Below are 18,329 nucleotides of genomic sequence, written 5' to 3' on the forward strand. Positions count from 1 at the left end.
CGCCTCAGTGGCCGTGCCCCGCCTGCTGCACGTCGTTGGCGTGGGCTCGCGCGTATGCCTCGGCCTTGTGCGAGTGGCGGTTGGCGACGTTGCGGTACGAGAGGGTCACGAGGGCCAGCGCGACGAAGGCGATGATCGCCACCATGCCGTATCCGACGGTCTCGAGAGCGACGTTTCCGTGGTGCTCGGACTCTTCGGCGGCGAGAGCGATCAGCGTGGCGGCGGTCATTCGGGCTCCGTTTCGTGATCACGCCCGGTCACGGGCGCTCGGACCAGTCTAGGACCTCAGCCGCGCACCTGTCCGGACCCGCGCGCGAGCCACTTCGTGCTGGTCAGCTCGGACAGCCCCATGGGGCCGCGAGCATGCAGCTTCTGCGTCGAGATGCCGACCTCGGCGCCGAAGCCGAACTCTCCCCCGTCGGTGAAGCGCGTCGAGGTGTTGACCATGACGACGGCGGAGTCGACCTCGGCGAGGAAGCGCTCCGCGTTCGCGTCGTCCTCCGTGATGATCGACTCGGTGTGGTGCGTCGAGTACCGCCGGATGTGCGCCAGCGCGTCGTCGAGGTCATCCACGACGCGCATCGAGAGATCGAGCGAGAGATGCTCGATCGCCCAGTCCTCGTCGGTCGCCGCCACGATGCCGTCTGCGAGGCCTGCCACAGCGGTGTCGCCATGGACGGTCACGCCCCGCTCCTGCAAGGCGGCCACGACCGGCGCGACGAGGCGGTCCGCAGCTTCCCGGTGCACGAGCACCGTCTCGACGGAGTTGCAGACGCTCGGACGCTGGACCTTGGCGTTGACGACGATGTCGCGCGCCCACTCGAGGGGGGCGGATGCGTCGAGCACGATGTGCACGACGCCCGCACCGGTCTCGATGACGGGCACCGACGACTCGGTCACGACGGTCTCGATGAGCTGCGCACTCCCCCGCGGCACGAGGACGTCGACGATCCCGCGCGCCTGCATGAGCGCGCGCGCGCCGTCGCGACCGAAGTCGTCGACGGTCTGGATCGCCTCAGGGTCGACCCCGCGGTCGGCGAGGGCGCCGCGCATGGCGCGCACGAGCGCCGCGTTGGTGTGCTCGGCCGCCGATCCGCCGCGCAGCACGACGGCGTTCCCGGACCGCAGGGCGAGCGCCGCGATGTCGACCGTGACGTTGGGGCGCGCTTCGTAGATCGAACCCACGACGCCGAACGGCACCGCGACCTTGGTGAGCGAGACGCCGTTGGGCAGCGTCCGCTCGTCGAGCACGCGGCCGACGGGGTCCGGAAGGGCGGCGATCTCGCGGACCGCCGCCGCGAGGGCCGCGACACGCGGTCCGTCGAGGCGCAGGCGGTCCTGGAGGGACGCCGAGAGGCCCGTCGCCGCGCCACGCGCGAGGTCGTCGGCGTTGGCGGCGACGACCTCGGGGGCAGCGACCTCGAGCGCGTCGGCGATCGCGAGCAGCGCGTCGCGCTTCTGCGCATCGCCGAGCAGGCCGATCGAGTGCGCCGCGTCCTTTGCGAGCAGCATGCGTTCGCGGGGCGTCGTCGCGGTGGTGGTCATCCGCTCAGCCTACCGGCGGTGCGACCACCCCGGCCGTGCGCACGGGACCCGTCAGGGGTGCCGCGGACGGCTCCGGGTTGGGGTCGAACCACGTGCCGATCTCGGCTCCCGAGAGGGCTGCGCCCACGAGGTCGGCGCTCGTCACGAGGACGCCGACACCGGATGCCGCGGCCAGCCGTGCGGCCGAGATCTTGGTCGCGGCACCGCCGGTGCCCACGCTGTTGACCACGACCGAGCCGAACTCGAAGCCGTGCAGGTCGTCGCCGTAGTGGACGCGGTCGATGGGACGCGCGCCGGGCAGGTCGGGCGGACGCGTGTAGAGGCACTCGATGTCGCTCAGGAGCACGAGACCGTCGGCGCCGATGAGCTCGGCGACGAGCGCCGCGAGGCGGTCGTTGTCGCCGAAACGGATCTCGTGCGTCGCGACCGTGTCGTTCTCGTTCACGATGGGGAGGATTCTCAGGCCGAGGAGCCGCTCCATGGCGCGTCGCGCGTTGGAGCGGTGCGTCGGATTCTCGAGATCGCCCGCCGTGAGCAGCACCTGGCCCGCGACGATATGGAAGGGCCGCAGCGAATCCTGGTAGCGGTAGATGAGGATGTTCTGCCCGACGGCCGCCGCCGCCTGCTGCGTCGCGAGGTCGCTCGGGCGCTCGGCGAGCGACAGATACGGCATGCCGGTCGCGATGGCGCCGGAGGACACCAGGACGACCTCGGTGCCGCGGGCGTGCGCGGCGGCCAGCGCCTCGACGATCGGCTGGATCTTGTCGGCGTTCTCACCGCTGATCGACGACGAGCCGACCTTCACGACGATGCGGCGCGCGCCGATCAGGCCAGCGCGATCGCGTGCCGTCACGCGTCGAGCTCCTCGTCCCAGCCCTGCTCCGAGACGCGCTCCGCCTCGAGCTCGGCGCGCGCTTCGGCCTTGGCGTCCATGCGCTCGTGGTACTTCTCACGACGCTCCGACGACGTGCGCCGGCCGGAGGCGTCCAGTCGCGCATCCGTGCCTCGCGGCGCCGTGATGAGCTCGGCCGTCGACGTGAGCGAGGGATCCCAATCGAAGATGACGCCGTCGCCCTCGCCGATGACGACCGTCGCGCCCGGGACGGCGCCCGCGCGGAAGAGCCCGTCCTCGACCCCGAGCCGGTTGAGGCGGTCGGCGAGGTAGCCCACGGCCTCGTCGTTCGTGAAGTCCGTCTGCTGCACCCAGCGGACGGGCTTCTCGCCGAGGATCCGGTACAGCGGGCCGTACGAGCCACCCTCGACGCGGACGTGGAAGTCCGCCTCGGCGCCCTTGGGGCGGATGACGATGCGCTCGGGAGCGGGTGCTGCCGCCGTCTCGACGCGGTGACGCGCGACGACGTCGGCCAGGGCGAAGGTGAGGGGACGCAGGCCCTCGTGGCTCACGGTCGAGATCTCGAACACGCGGTAGCCGCGCGCTTCGAGGTCGGGGCGCACGAGGTCGGCGAGGTCGCGGCCCTCAGGCACGTCGACCTTGTTGAGTGCGACGAGCTGGGGGCGCTCGAGCAGCGGCGTCTGCCCGTCCGGAACGGGGTAGGCAGCGAGCTCGGCGAGGATCACATCGAGGTCGGTGAGCGGGTCGCGGCCGGGCTCGAGCGTCGCGCAGTCGAGGACGTGCACGAGCGCCGTGCACCGCTCGACGTGGCGGAGGAACTCGAGGCCGAGGCCCTTGCCCTCGCTCGCGCCCTCGATGAGCCCGGGGACGTCGGCGACGGTGAAGCGGATGTCGCCCGCCTGCACGACGCCGAGGTTGGGGTGCAGCGTCGTGAACGGGTAGTCGGCGATCTTGGGACGCGCGGCCGAGATCGCGGCGATGAGGCTCGACTTGCCCGCGGAGGGGAAGCCCACGAGCGCGACGTCGGCGACCGTCTTGAGCTCGAGGACGACGTCGCCCTCCCAGCCCGGCGTGCCGAGCAGCGCGAACCCGGGCGCCTTGCGCTTCTGCGACGACAGCGCGGCGTTGCCGAGGCCGCCGATCCCGCCGGGCGCGGCGGCGAACCGCATGCCGGGCTCGATGAGGTCGACGAGCACCTCGCCGTCGGGGTCCTTCACGACGGTGCCGACCGGCACGGGGAGCTCGAGGCTCTCGCCGAGCGCGCCGGAGCGGTGGTCGCCCATGCCGAACCCGCCGTTGCCCCCGTGGCGGTGCGGCGAGTGGTGGTACGACAGCAGTGTCGTGATCTGCGGGTCCGCGACGAGGATGACGTCGCCGCCGTGCCCGCCGTTGCCGCCGTCCGGTCCCGCGAGCGGCTTGAACTTCTCCCGGCGGACGGAGACGCATCCGTTGCCGCCCTTGCCTGCGCGCAGGTGGAGCGTCACTCGGTCGACGAAGGTGACCATGGTGTTCTCCTGGGTCTTTGGGCGGTGAGGTGCTGCGAAAAGGGGGGAAACAGACGACGCGGGGGGCGAGCCGAAGCCCGCCCCCCGCGATACGTCTGCGAGGCCCGGTCTGAGCCGGCGGAGATTACTCCGCGGCCGCGACCGCGACGATGTTGACGACCTTGCGGCCGCCCTTCGTGCCGAACTCGACAGCGCCGGCCTCGAGGGCGAACAGCGTGTCATCGCCACCGCGGCCGACACCGGCGCCCGGGTGGAAGTGCGTGCCGCGCTGGCGGACGAGGATCTCGCCGGCGAGGACCTTCTGGCCGCCGAAGCGCTTCACGCCGAGGCGCTGAGCGTTGGAGTCACGACCGTTGCGGGTGGAGCTTGCGCCCTTTTTGTGTGCCATCTCTGCGTCTCCTGTGGCTTTACTTGATGCCGGTGACCTTGACGCGCGTGAGGTCCTGACGGTGCCCCTGGCGCTTCTTGTAACCGGTCTTGTTCTTGAACTTCTGGATCACGATCTTGGGGCCGCGCTCCTCGCCGAGGACCTCGGCGGTGACGGTGACCTTGGCGAGCTTGTCGGCGTCGGTCGTGACGGCGTCACCGTCGACGAGCAGCACCGCGGGGAGCTCGATCTTGTCGCCGACCTTGGCCGCCTGGCGGTCGAGGACGACGATCGTGCCGACCGAGACCTTCTCCTGCCGGCCACCGGCGCGCACAACTGCGTAAACCACTTCACACCTGTTTCTTCTGGGAGCGCACGGCTCCGGATTGTCTTCGTGAGACTGGGAAGTCTGCGGTGCTCGGCGTCGCGGGAGGCGACGCGCTCGGAGGTTTCCACCGACAATCGGCAGAACGCGGCGCACCAAAGGACTACTTTACCGGATGCCTGGACAACCCGCAAAAGCGAGGCGGGGCGTGTCGCGGCCCACGTCAATATGATCGGCTCGTGACGATCCTCATCGACGATCCTCTGTGGCCCGCCCACGGGCGCCTGTGGGCGCATCTCGTCTCGGATCACGACCTCGATGAGCTGCACGCCTTCGCGGAGGCGAACGGGATCCCCCGCCGCGGGTTCGACCGCGACCACTACGACGTGCCCGAGGACGCCCACGAGCGCCTCGTGGCGGCCGGTGCGCGGCATGTCGACGGCCACACGCTCGTACGGTCGCTCATCGCGTCGGGACTGCGCGTGACGGCGCGCGAGCGGCGCGGGCTCTGACCCGCTCGCCCTGAGAACGAAACGGCCTGAACAGGCCGGAGGGCGCCTCTCCGCGAGTGCGGAGGGCGCCCGCCGGTGTCAGTCCTGCGTGGGAAGGTGCGGCACGGGCGTGCCCGTGAGGGCCGCCGTCGTGACGCGTCGCCGCGAACGACCCTGACCCGGAGCCTTCGGCTCGGGCAGCGCGTTGAGGACGGAGTCCAGCAGGACGTCCTTCTCGGTGCGAGGCCGGGAGGCCTCGCCGCGCTTCTTGCGGGGCTTCTTGGGGCGCTCGGCCGCGGCCTCCGCCGGGGCCGCTGCGGGAGCGACGGCCTCTGCGGGGACCTCGACGGGCGCGTCCTCGTGATGGTGGATAGTGGATGCCGCGATCTGCGCGAGCGCCGACTTCACGCCTTCCGTGATGGTGTGCGTCCCGGTCGCAGGGCTCGTCGAGGCACCCGCGCGCTGCGGCCGGCGGCCAGACTGGACGCTCGTGCTCGGCGCGCGGTGCTTCACGACGGGGTCGTGGTGCACGATGACGCCGCGCCCGGCGCACACGTCGCACGCCTCGCTGAAGGTCTCGAGCAGGCCGAGGCCGAGCTTCTTGCGCGTCATCTGCACGAGTCCGAGCGACGTGACCTCGGCGACCTGGTGCTTCGTGCGGTCGCGGCTCAGGCACTCGACGAGTCGGCGCAGCACGAGGTCGCGATTGGACTCGAGGACCATATCGATGAAGTCGACCACGATGATGCCGCCGATGTCGCGCAGGCGCAGCTGGCGGACGATCTCTTCGGCGGCCTCGAGGTTGTTCTTCGTGACGGTCTCTTCGAGGTTTCCGCCCGAGCCGACGAACTTGCCGGTGTTGACGTCGACGACGGTCATGGCCTCGGTGCGGTCGATGACGAGCGATCCGCCCGACGGCAGCCAGACCTTGCGGTCGAGGGCCTTCTCGATCTGCTCCGAGACGCGGAACTCGTCGAACGGGTCGCCGTCGCCCTCGTGGCGCACGACGCGCTCGAGCAGGTCGGGAGCGACGCTCGCAAGGTAATTCGAGATCGTGTGGTGCGCCTCATCGCCCTGGATGAGCATCCGCGTGAAGTCCTCGTTGAAGACGTCGCGCACGATCTTGACGAGCAGATCGGGCTCGGAGTGCAGCAGCGCGGGAGCCTGGATCGACTGCACCTGCGTGCTGATGTGCTCCCACTGGTTCGTGAGGCGCTGCACGTCGAGGGTCAGCTGGTCTTCAGTCGCACCTTCGGCCGCCGTGCGGACGATGACGCCCGAGGACTCGGGCAGCACCTCCTTGAGGATGCGCTTGAGGCGCGCCCGCTCGGTGTCGGGGAGCTTGCGCGAGATGCCGTTCATCGCGCCGCCGGGCACGTACACGAGGTACCGGCCCGGAAGCGAGATCTGGCTCGTGAGACGCGCGCCCTTGTGGCCGACGGGGTCCTTCGTGACCTGCACGAGGACGCGGTCGCCCGACTTGAGTGCGAGCTCGATGCGGCGGGGCTGGTTGCCGGTCTCGACGGCGTCCCAGTCGACCTCGCCCGAGTACAGCACGGCGTTGCGGCCGCGGCCGATGTCGACGAAGGCCGCCTCCATGCTCGGCAGGACGTTCTGCACGCGGCCGAGGTACACGTTGCCGATGAGCGACGCGTCCTGGTTGCGGGCGACGTAGTGCTCGACGAGCACGTTGTCCTCGAGGACGGCGATCTGGATGCGCCCGTACTTCGAGCGCACGATCATCTCGCGGTCGACGGCCTCGCGACGGGCGAGGAACTCCGCCTCGGTCACGACGGCGCGGCGACGCCCCGCCTCGCGACCGTCGCGACGGCGCTGCTTCTTGGCCTCGAGACGCGTGGAGCCCTTGATGCGCTGCGGCTCCGTGATGAGCTCGACGGCGCGCTGACGCGGGTGCGCAGGCCGAGTCTGCTCGGCAGGAGCGCTGGTCGAGGGCTCGGATGCCTCTTCGCGCGGCTCGCCGCCGCGGCGGCGGCCGCGTCGACGGACTGCCGCGGACGACGTGTCTTCGACGGGTGCGGGCCGCTGGGTCGAGCCCGGACGCGCCGGAAGCGGCAGGATCTCGGGCGCGTAGAACTGCAGCTGCGTCGACACGGCCGACACGAAGACCTCGGGCAGCAGTCCGAGGCTCACCGCGGTGAGCGGCTGCGCCTCGGTCGGCTCGGGGTCGGCCGGGGCTTCGGGCTCCGACTCCCCCGCCGTCTCGGCCGGGGCCTCCGGCTCGGAGGCGGCCTCGGGCTCGGCAGGCGCCTCGGGCTCCGACTCCTCCGCCGTCTCGGCCGGGGCCTCCGGCTCGGCAGGCGCATCGGGCGCCGACTCGGCCTCGGGTGCCGACTCGGACTCGGGTGCCGACTCCGCCTCGGGGGCCGACTCGACCTCGGGCTCGGGCGTCGATTCCGCCTCCGCAGCCTCGGCCTGCGCGGCCTCGGGCTCGTCTGCCACTTCGGCAGTCCCGGCCTCGGCACGGTCGCCCGAAGCCGGCTCGTCCTGCGAGCCGATCCCGTCGGCCTCAGCCGACGGAGCGGGCTCTGCGGAGGCTGCGGGCGGCTCGGCGCCGCCCTCGCCCTCTACAGCCTCGACGGATTCGATCGTCGCCTCGAGCTCTTCACGCGCCTGCTCCGACGCGTCGTGCGTCAGCGCGTGTTCGTTCTCGGGCTGGGGATCGAAAGGGGCGTTGTTCTCATCTGCCATCACCGGCGTACTCCCTGCGGGGCGACACCGCGCGTCACCCGGCGAAATCTCGTGCGGCGCCGCACCTGCGGTGCCGCGAACTCACTCGGTCTGCAGCGGAACCCGGCGTACCCGGCGGGGTCTCGCGCTGCGCAGGGCGTTCGTCGCCCTGAAGTCTTCTGTGTGATGCGGGAGCGGCGCGGCCGCTGAGCATCGGCATCCATTATCGCACTTTCCGCCTGCGATTGCGCGGACGAGTGAACCGGCGGCGATTCGAGGCGGCGCGGAGACGGCATCCTGTATGCCCGCGGTGTCATAATCCGTGGCATGGCTCAGCCCACCTCGCGCACCGCCCCCACGGTCATGGCCGTCTGGCTCGTGATCGCCGGAGTCATCGGATGGTGGGCCGCCTTCTCGCTGACGATGGAGAAGTTCCATGCGCTCGCGAACCCCGGCGAGGCCGCGTCGTGCGACTTCAGTCCGCTCGTGCAGTGCTCGAAGAACCTCGACTCCTGGCAGGGCAGCGTGTTCGGGTTCCCCAATCCGATCCTCGGACTCACGGGGTGGGTGGCGCCGATCGTCGTGGGTGTCGCGATCCTCGCGGGTGCCCGCTTCGCACGGTGGTTCTGGGTGTGCTTCTGGGCCGGCATCGCGTTCGCGTTCGCGTTCGTCTGCTGGCTCATCACGCAGAGCATCTTCGTGCTCGGCACGCTGTGCCCGTGGTGCATGGTGACGTGGGCCGTGACCATCCCGACCTTCTACGTCGTGACGATCCATCTCTTCCGCGCAGGCATCGTGCCGGCATCCTCCGGCGTACGGCGCGGCGCCGAGAAGCTCATGGGATGGGTGCCGCTGCTCACGGTCGCGAGCTACGCGCTCATCGCGATCATGGCGCAGGTGCGCCTCGACGTCCTGGGCGCCCTGTTCTGACGCGCCGTGACGCTGTCGGCCCGCGTGCGGCGGCGGCTCGAGAGGTTTCGATGCGGGCGCGCTTCGCGCGGCCTACTCAGCCTCAACGGGCAGCCGGATCAACGCGGGCTTCGCCCGCGATGATCCGGCTCCTGTCAAAACCAGATGCTCAGCTCGCGCTGAGCCGACTCGACCGAGTCCGAGCCGTGCACGAGGTTCTGCTGCACCTTGAGGCCCCAGTCCCGGCCGAGATCGCCGCGGATGGTGCCGGGGGCGGCCGTGGTGGGATCGGTCGTGCCGGCGAGCGAGCGGAAGCCCTCGATGACGCGGTTGCCCGCGAGGCGGATCGCGACGGAGGGGCCCGAGAGCATGAACTCGAGGAGCGGCTCGTAGAACGGCTTGCCCTCGTGCTCGGCGTAGTGCTTCTCGAGAGTCTCGCGGTCGGGCTCGACGAGCTTGATGTCGACGAGCGAATAGCCCTTCGCCTCGATGCGGGCGAGGATCGCGCCCGTGAGGCCGCGGGCCACGCCGTCCGGCTTGACGAGTACGAGCGTCTCTTCGGTGGCCATATCAGTCTCCGTTCGGGTTCTCGGCCTCGGCGGCCAATCGGGCGTTGCGTCGGTCGAGCGACGCCCCCTTGATCGTGGCATACGCCCACATCGCACCGAAAATCAGGCCGACGATCGCGAGCGCCGGCAGCACGATCGCGCCGAGCACGAGGAGCAGCTGAAGGAACCAGCCGAAGGCGATCGCCCACCGGTGGCGCAGCAGCCCCGCGGTCACGACCATGAGCGCCGCGAGCACGGTGCCTGCGACGATCCCCCACCACGGCTCGATGTCGGCCGGAAGCGCCTTGAGGCCGTACACCGTGAGTCCGCCGAGGAAGACGACGACCGACTCGAAGACGAGGACGATCGAGCCGAGCGACTCGGCGGCTCCGCGCGCGCGGCGCGGGCGGCTCGGACGCTGCGCGGCGGGAGCCGTCACGACTGCCACCCCGCCTTCCAGTCCTCCGCCGCCGCGAGGGCGAGTGCTTCGCCGGCCAGGACGACCGAGCCCGCGATGACGACGGCCCGACGGTCTGAGGCGGCGGCCCATTCGCGCGCGGCCTCCGCGGCGTCGGCGACGTCGCGGTGCACCGTCACGGGGAGCTCGGCGAGCTCCGCGAGATCCGCGATGCGCTCGGCGTCGTTCGCGCGGTCCGACTCCGGGGCCGTCGCGAACACGTGTGCGGCGATCGGCGCGAGGGCGGCGACGATGCCCGCGGCATCCTTGTCTGCCAGGATGCCGAGCACGACGCCCCACTCGTCGAAGTCGAACGATCCCTGAAGCGCCGTCGCGAGGGCGCGCGCGCCGTGCGGATTGTGCGCCGCGTCGACGAGCACCGTGGGCGCTGCGCCCACGAGCTGCAGGCGACCGGGGGACGACGTCTCGGCGAGCCCCTCGGCGAGGATGTCGCCCGCGATCGGCTGCGAGGCGCCCCCCACGAGGGATTCGACGGCGGCGATCGCGAGCGCCGCGTTGAAGCCCTGGTGCTCGCCGTAGAGCGGGAGGTACTCGTCCTCGTAGACGCCCGCGAGGCCGCGCACCGTGATCACCTGCCCGCCCACGGCGAGCCGGCCCTGTGCGAGCGCGAAGTCGGCGCCCTCGAAGGCGATCGACGCACCCCGCGCGGCGGCGGCATCCCGCAGGACGACCTCGGCGGCGGGGTCCTGACGCGCCGACACGACGGCCGCGCCGTCCTTGATGATGCCGGCCTTGACCGAGGCGATCTCGCCGATCGTCTCACCCAGGCGGTCAGCGTGGTCGAGGTCGATCGGCGCGATGACCGCGACGTCGCCGTCGGCGGTGTTCGTCGAGTCCCACGAGCCGCCCATCCCGACCTCGATGACGGCGACGTCGACGGGCGCATCGGCGAACGCGACGAAGGCGAGCACCGTCAGCAGCTCGAAGAACGTCAGCGGCGCGTCGCCCGCGGCCTCGAGCTCGGCGTCGACGAGGTCGACGAAGGGCGAGACCTCGTCCCACGCGTCGGCGATCGCGGCGTCGGCGATCGGCTCGCCGTCGACCATGACACGCTCCGTGAAGCGCTCCAGGTGCGGGCTCGTGAACAGGCCCGTGCGAAGACCGTGCGCCCGCACGATGCTCTCGATCATGCGGCTCGTCGAGGTCTTGCCGTTCGTGCCCGTCACGTGGACGACACGGTACGTGCGCTGCGGGTCGTCCAGCAGCTCGAGCACGCGGCGCGTGCGCTCGACGCGGGGCTGCACCCAGCGCTCGCCCTGCCGCTCGAGCAGGGCCGCATAGACGGCGTCGGCGCGACTGCGATCGCTCATGCGGATGCCTCGACCTTCGTGACGGCGACGGTGAAGTCGCCCCTGTTGGCGAACGTGCCCTTCGCGAACTCGCCGACGTGGTCGGGCACCGGCTGGGCGGGACGGCTGCCGCGCGGGCCGTAGAACGAGTGCTCGAGCGCGAGCGTCTCGCCCGCGACATCCGCCGTCTCGAACGCCGACTCCACCGCGACACGGTCGTCGATCTCGTCGAAGGCGAGCTGCAGGCGGATGCGGTCGCTGACCTCGAACCCGGCGGCCTTGCGGGTGTCCTGCACGGCGCGGATGACGTCGCGGGCCAGACCCTCGGCCTCGAGCTCGGGGGTCGTCGTGGTATCCAGCAGCACGAATCCCTCTCCGGCGAGCAGGGCGATCGCGGTGCCCTCGGCGACGCCGCCCGCCTCGAGCGTGAGCTCGTACTCTGCGGGCTCGAGGGCGATGCCGTCGACGACCACCGCGCCGTCGACCTCCTCCCAGACGCCCGCCTTCGCGCCTGCGATGACGTGCTGCACCTGCTTGCCGAGGCGAGGGCCCGCGGCGCGCGCGTTGACGGTCAGGCGCTTGCTGATGCCGTAGCGCTCCGACACGTCGTCGCCGAGCTCGACGAGCTCGACAGCCTTGACGTTGAGCTCGTCGCGCAGGATCCCCTCGAACTGGGCGAGGGATGCGGCATCCGGAACCGCGACGGTGAGCGTCGAGAGCGGCAGGCGCACGCGGCGGCCTTCCCGCTTGCGGAGGGCGTTCGCGACGCTCGAAGCTTCGCGCACGGCGTCCATCGCGTCACGGATGTCGTCCGCGCCGGGGAAGGCTGCGGCATCCGGCCAATCCTGCAGGTGCACGCTGCGCCCGCCCGTGAGCCCCTGCCACACCCGCTCGGAGACGAGCGGGATGAGCGGCGCCGCGACGCGGGTGAGCGTCTCGAGGACCGTGTAGAGCGTGTCGAACGCCTCACGGCTCCGGGGCTCGTCGTTCACGCCGAGCCAGAAGCGGTCGCGCGAGCGCCGGATGTACCAGTTCGTGAGCGCCTCGGCGAAGTCGCGGAGCTTCGCCGCCGCCATCGTCGAGTCGAGCGCCTCGAGGTCGGCCGCGACGTCGCGCACGAGGTCACCCGTGAGCGCGAGGATGTACCGGTCGAGCACGTTCGTCGAGTCCGTGCGCCACTGCGCCTCGTACCCGTCGCCGCCCGCACCGCCCGCCGCGTTGGCGTACGTCGAGAAGAAGTACCACGTGTTCCACAGCGGCAGGAGGAACTCTCGCACCCCCGCGCGGATGCCCTCCTCGGTCACGACGAGGTTGCCGCCGCGCAGCACGGAGCTCGACATGAGGAACCAGCGCATCGCGTCGGAGCCGTCGCGGTCGAAGACCTCGCTCACGTCGGGGTAGTTGCGCAGCGACTTCGACATCTTCTGGCCGTCGCTGCCGAGCACGATGCCGTGGCACGAGACGCCCGTGAACGCGGGGCGGTCGAAGAGCGCCGTCGACAGGACGTGCATGACGTAGAACCAGCCGCGCGTCTGGCCGATGTACTCGACGATGAAGTCCGCCGGCGCGTGGTCGTCGAACCACTCGTGGTTCTCGAACGGGTAGTGCACCTGCGCGTAGGGCATCGAGGCCGAGTCGAACCAGACGTCCAGGACGTCCTCGATGCGGCGCATCGTGCTCTGCCCCGACGGGTCGTCGGGGTTGGGGCGCGTCAGGTCGTCGATGAAGGGCCTGTGCAGGTCGACCTCGCCCTCCGCGTTGAGCGGGAGGCGCCCGAAGTCCCGCTCGATGGCCTCGAGCGAGCCGTACACGTCGACGCGGGGGAAGGCGGGATCGTCGCTCTTCCACACCGGGATCGGCGAGCCCCAGTAGCGGTTGCGGCTGATCGACCAGTCGCGCGCGCCCTCAAGCCACTTGCCGAACTGCCCGTGCTTGACGTTCTCAGGCACCCACGTGATCTGCTCGTTGTTCGCGATGAGCCGATCCTTGATGTCGGTCACGCGGACGAACCAGCTCGAGACGGCCTTGTAGATGAGGGGGTTCCGGCACCGCCAGCAGTGCGGGTACGAGTGCTCGTAGCTCGCGAGACGCACGAGACGGCCGGCATGGCGGATCAGCCGGACGAGCGGCGTGTTGGCGTCCATCCACAGCTCGCCGGCGACATCCGTCACCTGCGGCAGGAAGCGTCCGCCGTCGTCGAGGCTCATGATGAGCGGGATGCCGGCGGCCTCCGTCACCCGCTGGTCGTCCTCGCCGTATGCGGGAGCCTGATGCACGATGCCCGTGCCGTCGCTCGTCGTGACGTAGTCGTCCACGAGGATGCGCCAGGCGCCCTCGGTGCCCCACGCCGCGGCATCCGCGTAGTAGTCGAACAGGCGGTCGTAGTGCACGTCCTGGAGGTCGGCGCCCACGACGACCTGCTCGACAGCCGCCTTCGCGTCGTCGATCGACTCGTAGCCCAGGTCTTTCGCGTAGCCCGCGAGCAGATCCTCGGCCAGCAGGTAGCGGTGCGCCGTGGCCTCGACGGGGTCGTCTCCGCGTCCGTCGGGCGAGTGGTGCACATCGGCGGCGCCGGCAGGACCACCGGGCAGGACGGCATAGCGGATGCCGGGACCCACGGCGAGCGCGAAGTTCGTCGGGAGCGTCCAGGGCGTCGTCGTCCACGCGAGGGCGCGCACGCCCGTGAGGCCGAGGCTCTCGGCCTTGGCGCCGACGAGCGGGAAGGTCACGGTGACCGACGGGTCCTGCCGCATCTTGTAGACGTCGTCGTCCATGCGCAGCTCGTGCGTCGAGAGGGGCGTCTCGTCGCGCCAGCAGTAAGGCAGCACGCGGTGTCCCTCGTACGCGAGACCCTTGTCGTGGAGGGTCTTGAACGCCCACAGGACCGACTCCATGTAGCCCGTGTCGAGCGTCTTGTACCCGCGCTCGAAGTCGACCCAGCGCGCCTGGCGGGTGACGTAGTCCTGCCACTGCTGCGTGTACTCGAGCACGGACTCGCGCGCCTTCGCGTTGAAGGTCGCGACGCCCATCGCCTCGATCTCGTCCTTCTCGGTGATGCCGAGCTGCTTCATCGCCTCGAGCTCCGCCGGGAGGCCGTGCGTGTCCCAGCCGAAGACGCGGTCGACCTTCTTGCCGCGCATCGTCTGGAAGCGCGGGAAGAGGTCCTTGGCGTAGCCCGTCAGGAGGTGCCCGTAGTGGGGCAGGCCGTTGGCGAACGGCGGGCCGTCATAGAAGACCCACTCCTCGGCGCCGTCGCGGTTCGCGATCGAGGCGCGGAAGGTGTCATCCTGCTCCCAGAACGCGAGAGTCTCGCGCTCGAGGTCGGGGAAGCGGGGGCTCGGGGTCACGGCCGCGGGCGGCGCGGCGACGTGGGCCGAGCCCGTGGGAAGGTCGGCGGCGGGTCCGAACGCGGACTGCAGAGGATAGGTCATCGGTCTCTCGTTTGGCTCGTCTCATCGGCGTGCGCCGGGACGACCCTCGCGGACCGCGGTACCACCCTGCATTGGCCCTGCGGGCCCTCTTTCACTGCGGCTGTCACGGGCCTGCCCCGTTCGGTTCTAATGAACCCCGGTCCCCGCGCGTGTGCCTGAGGGAACGAGATCGTTCTTCCGAAGACTCCCCGGTGATGGCCGGATCGGCGTCTGTCCGTCGATTGTACCGGCCCCGCATCCGATATCCTCTCGACTGTCCAACGTGGGAGCGCTCCCACGCGAGAGGGAGACATGCTCGAAGACATGCCCACCGGCCTGCCCGCGACCTTCAGCCGCCGCGCCCTGTTCGCACTCGCGGGCGGCGGCGCCCTCGCCGCGGCTCTCGCCGCCTGCGCGCCCGGCGGCGGTTCCGCGGCGCCTGTGCCGACGGCATCCGGATCCTGGGCACCGCCCGCCGAGCCGATCGTCTTCCCGAAGGGCTTCGTGTGGGGAGCCGCGACGAGCGCGTACCAGGTCGAGGGCTCGGTCTCAGCGGACGGCCGCGCGCCCTCCGTGTGGGACACCTTCGCGGCGAAGCCCCGAGCGATCCGGGACGGTTCGACGGGCGATCCCGCGGCCGACCAGTACGTGCGCTACGCGGACGACATCGATCTCATGGCGGGCCTCGGCCTCGGCGCGTACCGGTTCTCGCTCTCGTGGTCGCGCATCCAGCCGTCGGGCTCGGGCGCCGTCAACCTCGCGGCGCTCGACCACTACCGCCGCGTCGTCGACACCCTGCTCGACAAGGGCATCCGGCCCGCGATCACGCTCTTCCACTGGGACCTCCCCCAGGCCCTCCAGGACGTCGGCGGCTGGGCGAAGCGCGACACGGCCCTCCGCTTCGCGGACTACGCCGAGATCTGCTTCGACGCGCTCGGTGATGTCGAGGCCGACTGGATGACGCTCAACGAGCCGAAGACGCATGCGTACGTCGGCCACTGGTACGGCAGTCACGCGCCGGGCCTGCGCAACCCCGACCTCGCCGTCGCCGCCGTCCACCATCAGCTGCTCGGGCACGGCCTCGCGGTGCAGCGCTTCCGCGAGAGCCGCGCGAAGGGGCGCATCGGCATCGCGCTCAACCTCGTCTCGGCCTATCCGCTCGCGCAGGAGACCGAGGGGCTCGAGCGCGTGGACGCGCGCGAGAACAGGTTCTTCCTCGACCCCGTCCTGCGGGGCACGTACCCCGACGAGGCGATCGGAGGGCTGCCCGGCCAGATCCCCGCGCGGCCCGCCGCGTTCATGCTTCTGCAGGAGGACGGCGACCTCGAGACGATCTCCGAGCCGACGGACTTCCTCGCCGTGCAGTACTACGGCGTGACCGGCGTCGACGCGACGGGCGCCGAGGGCTCGGTCGCACCGACCTCGGCGGCGAGGTGGCAGCAGATCCGCGCCGAAGGCCTCTACGACCTGCTCCTGCGCCTCGTGCGGGACTACCCCGCGATCCCGCTCCTCATCACCGAGAACGGCATCCCGGACCCGACTCCCGAGCTGACCGTCGACGATCCGCACCGCATCGACTTCTTCCGCACGCATTTCCAGCAGGCCGCGCGCGCGATCTGGGACGGAGCACCGCTCGAGGCGTACTACGTGTGGTCGCTCCTGGACAACTTCGAATGGGCCGAGGGGTACCGGCAGCGCTGGGGCATCATCGCGGTCGACTTCGAGACGCAAGAGCGCACCCCGAAGCGGAGCGCCGAGTGGTACGCGGGCGTCATCGAGGCGAACGCGGTCGCCGCGACGTGAGCGGCGCGGCCCTGAGCGCCGTCACCGGGGTGTGAGCGAGGTTGCTGGACCCGATCCAGCAACCCTGGAACGGTGGCAGGATGGATGCCCGTGACCACCGCTCCACCCGCTCCGGCACCCCAGCCCACCGCCTCCCCCGCCCGCCGCGTCGCCTGGGCGTCGATGGTCGGCACGTCGCTCGAGTCGTTCGACTTCTACGTCTTCGCCTACTTCGCGGCGTTCTTCGTCGGGCCGCTGTTCTTCGACCCGCTCGGCGACGTCGGCAAGACGTTCGCGGCGTTCTCGACCATCGCGCTCGCGTTCGTCGTGCGGCCGATCGGCGCCGCGATCTTCGGGCACATGGGCGACCGGCTCGGCCGACGCGCGACGCTCCTGTGGACCGTCGGCATCATGGGCGTGGCGACAGGGCTCATCGGCGTGCTGCCGACGTACGACCAGGCCGGCTGGATCGGCGCCGTCCTGCTGATCGTCCTGCGCATCGCGCAGGGTCTCTCACTCGGCGGCGAGTGGGGCGGCTCCATCCTCCTCGCGACCGAGCACTCCGGTCCCGTCAAACGCGCGTTCTACGCCGCGATCCCCCAGCTCGGCTCCCCCGTCGGCTCGATCCTCTCGGCCACCGTCTTCATCGTCATGACGGTCGTCCTGCCCGCCGAGGAACTCGCCGCGTGGGGCTGGCGCATCCCGTTCCTGCTCGCCTTCCCGCTCCTGCTCGTGTCGCTGTACCTGCGCTGGTCGATCGACGAGACGCCCGTCTTCGAGCACGTCGTGGCGGAAGGCCGTCGCGACCGCATCCCGTTCGTCACGATGTTCGCGCAGCGTCCCGCCGCCGTCGCGATCGCGATCGGCGCGGCGCTGCTCGGCATCGGCTCGTACTCGCTCATGAACACGTACACGATCAACTACGGGGCGGAGCAGCTGGGCTTCAGCTTCCAGTCGCTGCTGATCGCGACCACGATCGGAGCGCTGCTGCAGCTCGTGACGATCCCGCTCTTCGGCCGATGGGCGACGCGCATCGGCTCCGCCAAGGTCGTCGCGTGGGGCGCGCTCGGCACCCTCCTCATCGCGTTCCCGATGTACTGGCTGCTCCAGTTCGCGACGTTCCCGATCCTCATCGCGACCATGATCATCGGCGGCATCCTTCCGACGATGTCGTGGGCCGCGCTCGGCGGTCTCATGAACGACCTCTTCCCCGACCACTTCCGCTACTCCGCGCTCTCGATCGCGTACGCGATCGCGGCGACCGTGAGCGGCTTCGTGCCGCTCGTGACGTTCGAGCTCGGCACCTCCACGGACTTCGCGTGGTGGCATCCCGGGGTCGTGCTCGTCGTGCTCTCGGCCATCACGCTCGTCTCCGCGTGGGCCGCCGCCCGGCGCCGCCCGGAGCCCGAGGAGGGCTGAGTGCCCCGCCCCCGCGGACCGCTGCCGCCGCGCATCTCACCGCCCGACCTGCCGCGCACGCTCGAGAGCGTCTCGGGCGTCGGGAGGCGCGCGGACCTCGAGGGCGCCCGCATCCGCGATCTGACGGACGAAGTGGATGCCGCGCACGCCCGCCTCACGGAGTGCACCGTGGACGGGGCATCCGTCTCACGCCTCGATCTGACGGGTGCGACGCTCACCGACGTCGACGTCATCGACCTGCGCGCGACGGAGTTCATCGCGCGGAACGGGCGCTGGCGCACCGTGCGCGTGACGGGCGGGCGGATCGGCACCCTCGACCTGAGCAGCGCGGAGCTGACCGGGGTCGCGCTGCGCGGCGTCCGCATCGACTACCTGTCGCTGCGCGGGGCGAACGCGTCGGACGTCATCGTCGCGGACTGCTCGATCGGCACGGTCGACCTGCCTCTCGCGACGCTCTCGCGCGTCGCGTTCGTGGATTCGCGGGCCGACGAGGTCGCGACCGATGGGCTGCGGGCCGAGCACGTCGACCTGCGAGGCCTCGACGCCCTCGCCCTCACGAGCCCCGAGTCGCTGCGCGGCGCGACGCTCTCGGAGCGGCAGGTCGAGTCCCTCGCGGTCCCTCTCGCTCGCGCGCTCGGCATCGACGTCCAGGACTGAGCGCCTCGCTCCGCGGGCCCCGGCGAGCGGAGGAACGGATGCCGCGGCTGAGAGCGACCCCCA

Annotated in this window: 16 protein-coding genes; 5 read left to right on the top strand and 11 right to left on the bottom strand. The window is 71.0% G+C overall.

The annotated features are described in order from the left end of the window. Positions 1-4 precede the first annotated feature (4 nt). The 6 genes from MJ607_RS07500 to rplU all read right to left on the bottom strand — a co-directional run bounded on the left by MJ607_RS07500 (position 5) and on the right by rplU (position 4,619). On the bottom strand, positions 5-229 hold the full coding sequence (locus tag MJ607_RS07500) for a hypothetical protein (RefSeq protein WP_243074943.1): 225 nt from the start codon (positions 227-229) through the stop codon (positions 5-7). Between the two features lie 56 nt (positions 230-285). Beyond that, complete coding sequence (locus MJ607_RS07505) at positions 286-1,545, bottom strand: glutamate-5-semialdehyde dehydrogenase (protein WP_243074944.1); 1,260 nt, start codon at positions 1,543-1,545, stop codon at positions 286-288. A gap of 4 nt (positions 1,546-1,549) precedes the next feature. Next, positions 1,550-2,398, bottom strand: coding sequence for a glutamate 5-kinase (proB, locus tag MJ607_RS07510; RefSeq protein ID WP_243074945.1), 849 nt, complete (start codon positions 2,396-2,398; stop codon positions 1,550-1,552). After that, positions 2,395-3,903, bottom strand: coding sequence for a GTPase ObgE (gene obgE / locus MJ607_RS07515; protein WP_243074946.1), 1,509 nt, complete (start codon positions 3,901-3,903; stop codon positions 2,395-2,397). The genes proB and obgE overlap by 4 nt, the downstream gene beginning before the upstream one ends. Positions 3,904-4,027: 124 nt before the next feature. Beyond that, a complete protein-coding gene (gene rpmA, locus MJ607_RS07520) occupies positions 4,028-4,291 on the bottom strand; it encodes a 50S ribosomal protein L27 (protein WP_243074947.1) in 264 nt (87 codons plus the stop codon). A gap of 19 nt (positions 4,292-4,310) precedes the next feature. Beyond that, positions 4,311-4,619, bottom strand: coding sequence for a 50S ribosomal protein L21 (gene rplU / locus MJ607_RS07525; RefSeq protein ID WP_243074948.1), 309 nt, complete (start codon positions 4,617-4,619; stop codon positions 4,311-4,313). 215 nt (positions 4,620-4,834) lie between these two features. Here rplU and MJ607_RS07530 point away from each other — a divergent pair, with 215 nt between their 5' ends. Continuing rightward, a complete protein-coding gene (locus tag MJ607_RS07530) occupies positions 4,835-5,107 on the top strand; it encodes a DUF4031 domain-containing protein (RefSeq protein WP_243074949.1) in 273 nt (90 codons plus the stop codon). A gap of 78 nt (positions 5,108-5,185) precedes the next feature. Here the strand turns inward: MJ607_RS07530 and MJ607_RS07535 are convergent, their stop codons facing one another. Then, positions 5,186-7,795: an Rne/Rng family ribonuclease gene (locus MJ607_RS07535; RefSeq protein ID WP_243074950.1), complete on the bottom strand. Its 2,610-nt coding sequence runs from the start codon at positions 7,793-7,795 to the stop codon at positions 5,186-5,188. A gap of 306 nt (positions 7,796-8,101) precedes the next feature. On the opposite strand from MJ607_RS07535, the gene MJ607_RS07540 reads away from it, so the two are divergent. Further along, positions 8,102-8,704, top strand: a complete 603-nt coding sequence (locus MJ607_RS07540; RefSeq protein WP_243074951.1) for a vitamin K epoxide reductase family protein — start codon at positions 8,102-8,104, stop codon at positions 8,702-8,704. Between the two features lie 134 nt (positions 8,705-8,838). Here the strand turns inward: MJ607_RS07540 and ndk are convergent, their stop codons facing one another. From ndk to ileS, 4 genes are read right to left on the bottom strand one after another with little or no spacing between them, the layout of a single operon-like run. Next, on the bottom strand, positions 8,839-9,252 hold the full coding sequence (gene ndk / locus MJ607_RS07545; RefSeq protein ID WP_243074952.1) for a nucleoside-diphosphate kinase: 414 nt from the start codon (positions 9,250-9,252) through the stop codon (positions 8,839-8,841). Between the two features lies 1 nt (position 9,253). Next, positions 9,254-9,679: a DUF4233 domain-containing protein gene (locus MJ607_RS07550; protein WP_243074953.1), complete on the bottom strand. Its 426-nt coding sequence runs from the start codon at positions 9,677-9,679 to the stop codon at positions 9,254-9,256. Then, complete coding sequence (locus tag MJ607_RS07555) at positions 9,667-11,019, bottom strand: folylpolyglutamate synthase/dihydrofolate synthase family protein (protein WP_243074954.1); 1,353 nt, start codon at positions 11,017-11,019, stop codon at positions 9,667-9,669. The genes MJ607_RS07550 and MJ607_RS07555 overlap by 13 nt, the downstream gene beginning before the upstream one ends. Then, a complete protein-coding gene (ileS, locus tag MJ607_RS07560) occupies positions 11,016-14,429 on the bottom strand; it encodes an isoleucine--tRNA ligase (RefSeq protein WP_243074955.1) in 3,414 nt (1,137 codons plus the stop codon). Before ileS ends, MJ607_RS07555 begins: the two co-directional genes overlap by 4 nt. Positions 14,430-14,732: 303 nt before the next feature. Between ileS and MJ607_RS07565 the strand changes: the two genes are divergently transcribed. From MJ607_RS07565 to MJ607_RS07575, 3 genes are all read left to right on the top strand, one after another. After that, the gene (locus tag MJ607_RS07565) at positions 14,733-16,211 is read left to right on the top strand and encodes a GH1 family beta-glucosidase (RefSeq protein ID WP_243074956.1); all 1,479 of its coding nucleotides are present in this window, start codon (positions 14,733-14,735) and stop codon (positions 16,209-16,211) included. Between the two features lie 84 nt (positions 16,212-16,295). Further along, positions 16,296-17,609 (top strand): MFS transporter, encoded by a 1,314-nt coding sequence (locus MJ607_RS07570; protein ID WP_374238036.1) that lies wholly within the window; start codon positions 16,296-16,298, stop codon positions 17,607-17,609. Continuing rightward, the gene (locus tag MJ607_RS07575; protein ID WP_243074958.1) at positions 17,610-18,266 is read left to right on the top strand and encodes a pentapeptide repeat-containing protein; all 657 of its coding nucleotides are present in this window, start codon (positions 17,610-17,612) and stop codon (positions 18,264-18,266) included. The last annotated feature ends 63 nt before the right edge of the window (positions 18,267-18,329 follow it).

It is taken from the genome of Microbacterium sp. SS28 (genome assembly GCF_022761035.1).
Classification (GTDB): Bacteria; Actinomycetota; Actinomycetes; order Actinomycetales; family Microbacteriaceae; genus Microbacterium.